This is a genomic window from Ureibacillus suwonensis (genome assembly GCF_042655065.1).
GTDB classification, from domain to species: Bacteria; Bacillota; Bacilli; order Bacillales_A; family Planococcaceae; genus Ureibacillus; species Ureibacillus suwonensis.
Window position 1 is genome coordinate 1 of sequence record NZ_JBHSNQ010000113.1, and the last position, 968, is coordinate 968.

The following is a 968-nucleotide window of genomic DNA, read 5'->3' on the forward strand; positions in this document are numbered from 1 at the left end:
ATACCAATTTTTGGTTAATAAAACGAGGATGGTGGTTTTTTTGAAAACGAAAAGTACTTTTTTAGGCGCAATTGAGATTACTCGAAAGATGCTGAATGATGTGATGTTTATGATTGAATCGCGGACAAAGGAAACGTATTTTACACGAAAAGAAAAGAAGTTAAATTTTAAAAATACTATTCTATTTAGCTTAAACTTTGTTAAAAAGAGCCTCCAAATTGAACTTGACGACTTTTTTGACAAGTTTAATTTATCAGAGATTAGTATTTCCAAACAAGGTTATTCTGCTGCACGAAAGAAAATTTCTCCCTTAGCTTTTGTAAAGCTCTCAAAGGCAATTATTAATTGGTATTATGAGGAAAATTCCTTTAAAACTTATCGTGGATTCAGGCTTTGCGCAATTGATGGAAGTGTATTACAAATACCTGACACCGAGGAACTTAGAAATTATTTTGGGTATGGAAAAAATCATAAGAAGAGCTATGCAAGAGCTAGAGCCTCTTGTATCTATGATCTTGAAAATGGAATCATAATAACTTCTAAAATCGACCCTTATAAGGTAGCTGAGCGAGATAGTGCGAAGGATATGATTAAAGAACTCGTACAAATAGGATTGAAAAATGATTTGATTTTGTTTGATAGAGGGTATCCATCGAGAGATTTTATTGCCTATTTAGATGCCCTTGGCATCAAGTATCTTATGCGTTGTCAAAAAAATACGATAAAAGAAATTGTCGAAGCGAAAGATGCCGATCAAAACATCCAAATAATACATGAGAAACAAGTGATTAATGCTCGAGTGGTTAGGTTCTTACTTAATCCTCACACGGAAGAAATACTTGTCACAAATTTAATAGAGGAAAATTTCGATATGTCTGAGATCAAAACTCTTTATTTCAAACGATGGGGAATTGAAACTGAATACAATAATGTGAAAAATAAAATCGAAATAGAAAACTTTACTGGTG

General features: G+C 32.4%; 1 protein-coding gene. It reads left to right on the forward strand.

Annotation, left to right across the window (positions count from 1 at the left end; translation table 11 throughout):
• Positions 1-40: 40 nt before the first annotated feature.
• A partial coding sequence (locus ACFPOH_RS10930) for an IS4 family transposase (protein ID WP_390309652.1) occupies positions 41-968 on the forward strand: 928 nt, incomplete at its 3' end.